General features: G+C 50.4%; 5 protein-coding genes (1 of these 5 only partly in view). 1 reads left to right on the top strand and 4 read right to left on the bottom strand.

Going from position 1 to position 6,387, the window contains the following annotated elements; all coding sequences use genetic code 11:
* A protein-coding gene (locus tag ACKGJP_RS13685) for a diguanylate cyclase (protein ID WP_409346186.1) crosses the window boundary here: on the top strand, positions 1–1,294 show its 3' portion. Its footprint begins 305 nt before the window's first position; the window shows 1,294 of its 1,599 coding nt (coding positions 306–1,599); its start codon lies beyond the left edge, outside the window; it ends in the stop codon at positions 1,292–1,294.
* Positions 1,295–1,436: 142 nt separating this feature from the next.
* On the opposite strand, the gene ACKGJP_RS13680 is transcribed toward ACKGJP_RS13685, so the two are convergent.
* The 4 genes from ACKGJP_RS13680 to ACKGJP_RS13665 form a co-directional block, all read right to left on the bottom strand.
* Positions 1,437–1,661, bottom strand: coding sequence for a hypothetical protein (locus tag ACKGJP_RS13680; RefSeq protein WP_409346185.1), 225 nt, complete (start codon positions 1,659–1,661; stop codon positions 1,437–1,439).
* Positions 1,662–1,788: 127 nt separating this feature from the next.
* Positions 1,789–3,360, bottom strand: coding sequence for a glutamate synthase-related protein (locus ACKGJP_RS13675; protein WP_409346184.1), 1,572 nt, complete (start codon positions 3,358–3,360; stop codon positions 1,789–1,791).
* Positions 3,361–3,611: 251 nt separating this feature from the next.
* On the bottom strand, positions 3,612–5,525 hold the full coding sequence (locus ACKGJP_RS13670) for an FtsX-like permease family protein (RefSeq protein ID WP_409346183.1): 1,914 nt from the start codon (positions 5,523–5,525) through the stop codon (positions 3,612–3,614).
* Positions 5,512–6,297 carry an ABC transporter ATP-binding protein gene (locus tag ACKGJP_RS13665; protein WP_409346182.1) on the bottom strand — a complete coding sequence of 262 codons (786 nt, stop codon included), beginning with the start codon at positions 6,295–6,297 and terminating at the stop codon, positions 5,512–5,514. Before ACKGJP_RS13665 ends, ACKGJP_RS13670 begins: the two co-directional genes overlap by 14 nt.
* Positions 6,298–6,387: the final 90 nt, after the last annotated feature.

Raw genomic sequence — 6,387 nt, 5'->3', positions numbered from 1 at the left:
TATACCGGCTTTGCTGACGGCTGCAGGCGTATTGATCAATTACAATGGCACATTCGTTCAACCGTTTGACGGCGGGTACATACAACGGCATTATGGAACTTTATTTTGGCTGGTGATCCCGGTTCTGCTCTGTTATCTCTTCGTCCCTCTGATCATCTTGTCCAAAACGCTCGTCTCCGCCCAAGCTCCGCGCATGAAGCGGCAAGTAAAGCTGGTGCTCATAGGCATTGTGATCGTAACGGTTTTGGCCATACTCGATATCATTATCAATGTTGTATACTTCCCTGCTTTTCCTGTCATTCCCGGCTTGACGTCGTTCGGCATCTTTTCATCCGCCGTCTTCTTCGTCATCTCGATTCATCGGTACAAAATGCTTGATATCGTTACGATTGCGCATCAAGATGTAATCGATACGATTGCCGACGGTATTCTGGTATTGGACGAGTACGAAAGCATCTTGGAAATCAACCGTTCGCTTCGGCCCTATCTAAACCTGCAGCTAGGCGACCGGTTTGAGGTGGAGACCTTACTAAAGCATTCATGCGTTGCGTCGCAAAGAAATGATTTTTTGCTGACCTACCTAGAGGAACCGATGCGTACCGCCCGTATTGAAATGATTACCGCTGATGATAAACGCCATATCAGCCTGCAAGCCGCTCCGATTATCATAAATGAGGTCAGGGTAGGACGTATCGTAACGCTGCAGGATGTAACCGAAATAAGACGGCTGGTAAATGACCTTGAGCGCTTGGCCATCACCGACAGCCTGACCGGCTGCTACAACCGCCATTATTTGACCCGGCATCTGGAAAGCGACATCATGCTGCATGTAAACGGTCATCGCCCGTTCGCCGTATTGCTGCTGGATATCGATTATTTCAAACGCATCAATGACCAATATGGCCATCTGGTAGGGGATGAAGTGATATGCTGGACGGTGGACACCATACGGGGTGCCATTCGGCAATCCGATATCATTGCGCGATTCGGCGGGGAGGAGTTCATGATCTATTTGCCGGATACCGATCCGAAGAAGGCGGCCATACTGGCTGACCGAATCAAAGATTCTATCGAGACGAATCAAGCCGCCGTTGAAAACGGAGCCTACCGTTTGTCCATTTCGGTGAGCATGGGACTGCTTTCCGTCGATACGTTCGATGAAGGACTACAAAGCAATCCGAAAGGGTACATCACTTGGTTGTTCGCCTTGGTAGACGAAGCCTTGTATCAGGCCAAAAAGAACGGCCGCAACCGGATCGTCAGTTCGGCGGTCCAACGTAAAGCAATTTCCTAAACGGTTGCACCCTGTTCATCCCTCCTTGATCTGCTTGTGATACGCATGCAAAGCGACCGGACAGCCTCCGTTCAATCGGGATTCCTAATCAGGGAATGCCGTCAGGCGACTTTGCAAGGAAGCTTTCGTCTAGGAGTGCTAACTAAAAATAGCCTACGCCCTCAAAAATTACTTTCGAAGGGCTTAGGCTATTTTTATTGGAACTATATGAGTTGAACCAATGAATGGGGAGTCCATTGCATTCCGAAAGGGATTGCCTTGCCGCTTCAAACATCTTGTTTTGCGTTTCTTTCATTGCATGGGCCTTCGGATAGTTGAAACGCAAAGCCAAAACTCGCTGCAAGGCAATTCCCTTTCTCCATTTCATTCTGTCTCCCTTATCTTTAGTTCAACTTATATAGTTTCATTTAAACTGCCCGTTGGATGGCTTGCGAACATCTTTGGAGAAAAACAATAATTCAATCTCGTGAAGACAAACACAAGCAGCATCTTAGCTAAACAGACTCCGGATAAGGAAACAAATCCACGATTCGGACGCTTTGTCCGCTTTCATTCGTAAAGACGACATGTTCTCTCGTGAATTCACGGGGACTTTGTAAGCCGCAGGCGGCGGCCAGCGAAAACAAACCTTCCCTTAACTGAAGGATATAGTTCATTACGCGCCATTGCTTCTCTTCGGGAGCCAACGCCTCTTGATATTTGGAATCCGTAGTTGTAATGCCGGTCGGGCATTTGCCGGTATGACACTGCATTGCCATAATGCAGCCATTGGCCATCATAAAGCCTCGTGCGGAGTTGACGCAGTCCGCACCCAGTGCCAGTGCGATCGCGACTTTGTCAGGTGTAATGAGTTTACCGGAAGCGAAAATTCGAAAACGGTTACGTACGCCGAATTTTCTTGCCGTATCGTCGAGGATGAGCAATGCGGCAAAGAGCGGCAATCCCATGCCGTCCGCCATCGCCTTGAAGGTCGCTCCAGAGCCGCCCTCGGAGCCGTCAACGGTAATGAAATCCGGATAGATGTCCAACTCAAGCATTGCCTGAAAAAATGGTTCGAGCCGCTTCGGATCGCCAACGACGATTTTGACGCCCACCGGCTTACCGCCTTCTTCTTGCAAGGTACTTATGAAACGGAGGGCTTCCTCCGGATTGGTTAGAAATTCGAACCGATTCGGCGAATTCACCGTTTTTCCAACAGGCACTAAGCGAGCTTTAGCGACGTTTTCAGTGACCTTGCTGCCTTCGAGGTGACCGCCGCGAATTTTAGCGCCCTGATGAAATTTTAGCTCGAAGGCTTTGATATTCGGGACGTTGGCTTTGCGCTTGTATTCTTCTATGGAGAATCGGCCCGTGTCATCGCGGAAGCCGAACATTCCGGGCCCAATCTGCGAGACGATATCGACACCGGTGGCAAGGTGCACATCTGCAACTCCGCCTTCGCCTGTATTGATCCAAGATCCGCCGGCCATAAATGCGCCGCTCCCTGTGGACTGAATATAATGCTCCCCAACTGCTCCGTAAGAAGTGGCTGATGCTCCGAACATGCCTTTGAGCCGCCACGGATGTTTGCGGTTTTCACCTACAGCAATGACATCGTCGTTATGCAGCAGCCACGGCTTTACTTGTTCTTCTATGAATTTTTCCTTCCGTGTAAAGAGCCCCTCGTCGGTAATCACATATTTCTTTCCGGGGATCATCCCTTCGTTATCCACCCTAAGCTCGCTCGTCAATTTCGGAAACATAGCATTGGACAAATAAAAACCGGGCTTCTCATAATCGCGTTTGCCGCCGAAGGAGATGAGATCCGTCCGGTATTTCGCCGCATACACGATACCGACAAAATCCGCCCGCGAGAACGGTTTCCCTTCTGTGTCATTGTCAAACCAGTATTGACGAAACTCAGGTCCCAGTTTTTCAAGCAAATAGCGCAGCCAACCGAGGAACGGGTGTGAACGGATGATGGAATGCTTTGGTTTTTTGGATAAGGCAAACATATACCCGAGAAAAATGAGCGGTGGCAAAATGACGATAACAATCAAACTGATAAGCAGGATTATAGGTACCATGTCGTAAACCCTCCTGTCATGCACAAATAGCCTCTCGGCATTCGACGAAACAGGAATAGTATACCGTATATTTCCAAAATGATTCCGTTTGTTTATTGTTGATCACAAAAACGGTTTCTATCCCAGGCTTGGCACTATCCGGCAAATCGTAACCATCGATCACTGGAGTTACTGAGTAAGCGTAGAACACTTCATGCCATACTCTGAACAAGCATGACCTCGGCTAAACAGCCCGAAAGCCTGCCCAACCACTACAGCGCCAACCTCACAATACGGCGATAATAACCGACGGTAAGAACAGCGAACACGAAGTAGATGAGCGTGTATATCGCCATGGCGATGGCTGCCGGAACGGTGATGTCCGACAACGTCAGCGCAGAGGCTGCTTTTACGGCGAAGATGGAATGCACAAGCCCGATCGCAAGCGGAATCGCGAACACAAACAGCTGTTTACGGATAATGCCGCCCATTATCTCCCGCTCCCCGAATCCGAGCTGCCTCAGAATCGTATAGCTTTTCCTCTCCTGCTCCGCTTCCGTCATCTGCTTGAAATACAGAATGCTGCCTGTCGCGATCAGGAAGATAAGACCGAGAAACCCCGCTATAAAAATGATCAGGCCGAATTTTTGAAGCGACTCTTTATAGTACGCGTAGAAATCCGGTCTGGCCTCCTCCGCCTTGACATATTTCGCATTGAAGCCGGATGCCGCAGCGCGCTCGTTCTTGAACGCAATCCGATAGGTATCTATGCGAACGGCTTCCTGTTCGGAAGAAGCGGGCATCTGCTCGCGAATCGCATGCATTGTCGCCTCCGGCACGACCAGTTGACGGCCTTTCACGCTGTAGTTCATCGTATAGCGATCCATGCCTTTGGTCACTTTGATGTTGACGGGAACCCCGCTTGCTTTTAAATCAACCGTTTGCGGAAAAGCAGCCGTGTCCGGCTCCTTGCTCAATGCTTTCTTCTGGCCTTTGTACCAGACCGCCTCTCCTTGCCCCGGCACGACTATATCGGCACCGCTTGCTTGCAGTTGTTCTGCTGCGAGCAGCAAGACGTTGCGTTCCTCTTCCTTCTCTTTGCCGAAAATACCCGTCAACCGAACGGCCTCGACCGGTTGATGATCAAACGAAATGCCCGCCTTCTCCAGCTCGGTACGAAATGACTTTGCATCACGCTCATTATTTTCAAAGATGAAATCGTAGGGCAGCATAGCCCGGGACTCACTCTCGGCCGAATAGTAAAGCGAATAAGCGATTGCCACCATGGTCAGCGTCATCGCGGACAGAATCGTAATCAGCGTGAGAGAGTTCGCATTCGCTTTCATCCGATGCATGATCGGGGCCAGCGACAAACTGTTTTTCAATCCGAGCTGTCCGTTCTTGCTCCTTCGAACCTGGTAGAGCAACCAGCCGATCGTTACGCGAAACAGCAGATAGGTTCCGAGTATGGTCGAGGCGAGTATGGCCAGCATATGCGCGAACAGGTCCTGCCCGGGCGTTTTGCCGGAAAGCAAATAGCCGGTTGCGATCAGCGCAATGCCGAGCAGCCCCATCATAGCGGACAATGCCGCTTTGGGCTGTTTCGGATGATCGCCCTGCCGATCCGCCTTGAACAGCTCGAGAAGCGTGGTGCTGTAAACTTTGACCAGCATTTGGATCAAGGTTAGGCCGATGAGTACGGCAAACACAATGGCGGTTTGAATGGCAGCCGAGCTGGAGAACGAGAGGGTGATGACGCTTTCGATACCGATCAATTTCATCAAGATGAGCAAAAAAAGCCGCGACACGAGCGCACCGGCGCCAATCCCGATTAGAAGCGCCCCCATCCCAAGGAGCACATTCTCGGCAATGAGCAGAAGCCCCACTTCTCTGCGCGACAGGCCTACCAGCTGATAGAGACCGATTTCCCTGCTGCGCCGTTTGAGAAATATGCTGTTTGCATAAATCATGAATATGACCGCAATCGCAAGCAGCAAAATCCCTGACGCTTTAAACAACGAAGCGAATTGTACATCTCCGAATGTCGCCGCCATGATGGAAGAATCGTTCTGCAAGGTAGCAAATACGAAGTAAAGGGTTGCACTCAAAATAAGCGCGAAAAAATACAGATAGTAATGTTTCATATTTTTCCGCATACTGCGGATAACCAGCTCAAACAGTGACAACGTGGTCACCCCCGAGCACGGCCTGCACATTCATGATCTCTTTGAAGAAAGCTTGCCGCGTCTTGCTGCCGCGATATAATTCGGAATACAGCATACCGTCCTTCAAAAACACGACGCGGCTGCAATAGCTCGAGGCTACCGGATCGTGAGTCACCATCATAATGGTAATGCAGCGCTGCCGGTTAAGCTCCTCCATCATGCCGAGCAGCGCGGATGCTGCCTTCGAATCCAGCGCGCCAGTCGGCTCATCCGCAAATACGATTGAGGGCTGGTGGATTAATGCGCGTGCCGCGGACGTACGTTGCCGCTGACCGCCGGAAATTTCATGCGGATATTTATGGGCAATCTCCAAAATGCCGAGATCTGAAGCAATTGTCTGAAATTCGGCCTCCGCCGCTTGCTTCTTCATCTTGCCGAGCGAAACGGGCAGCAGAATGTTCTCTTTTACGGTCAACGTGTCCAGTAAATTGTAATCCTGAAAAATAAAACCGAGCTTGTCGCGCCGGAAAATGGACAGTTCCGCGTTGTTCATACTCGAAATGTCCGCATCTTCGACTACTATTTGTCCTTCCGTCGCTTTATCGATTGTCGCCAGGACATTGATGAGCGTAGACTTCCCCGACCCGGACGGCCCCATAATGCCGACAAATTCCCCTTCCGTTACGCGTAGGTCGATGCCCTTCAGCACCTGCTGAACATTGCCCCTGACACCAAATGATTTACGGACTTGCTGCGCGTGCAGCACGGTTTTTTGATTATTGTTTGGATTCATCTCCATAGCCTCCCGCTCTGATCTACCGTTCATTTTAGAGAAAAAGGTCTTGCCCGTCGCTCGCATCGGATGACAAGCAGGAGGTTCTAC

It is taken from the genome of Paenibacillus litoralis, assembly GCF_046244365.1.
Classification (GTDB): Bacteria; Bacillota; Bacilli; order Paenibacillales; family NBRC-103111; genus Paenibacillus_V.
This window is presented reverse-complemented; position numbering and strand designations above follow the sequence as displayed.

Bases quoted from the DNA above. Each gene is read 5' to 3' on its own strand.
- ACKGJP_RS13665 (WP_409346182.1), bottom strand. From the start codon at position 6,297: ATGAATCCAAACAATAATCAAAAAACCGTGCTGCACGCGCAGCAAGTC.
- ACKGJP_RS13675 (WP_409346184.1), bottom strand. From the start codon at position 3,360: ATGGTACCTATAATCCTGCTTATCAGTTTGATTGTTATCGTCATTTTG.
- ACKGJP_RS13680 (WP_409346185.1), bottom strand. From the start codon at position 1,661: ATGAAATGGAGAAAGGGAATTGCCTTGCAGCGAGTTTTGGCTTTGCGT.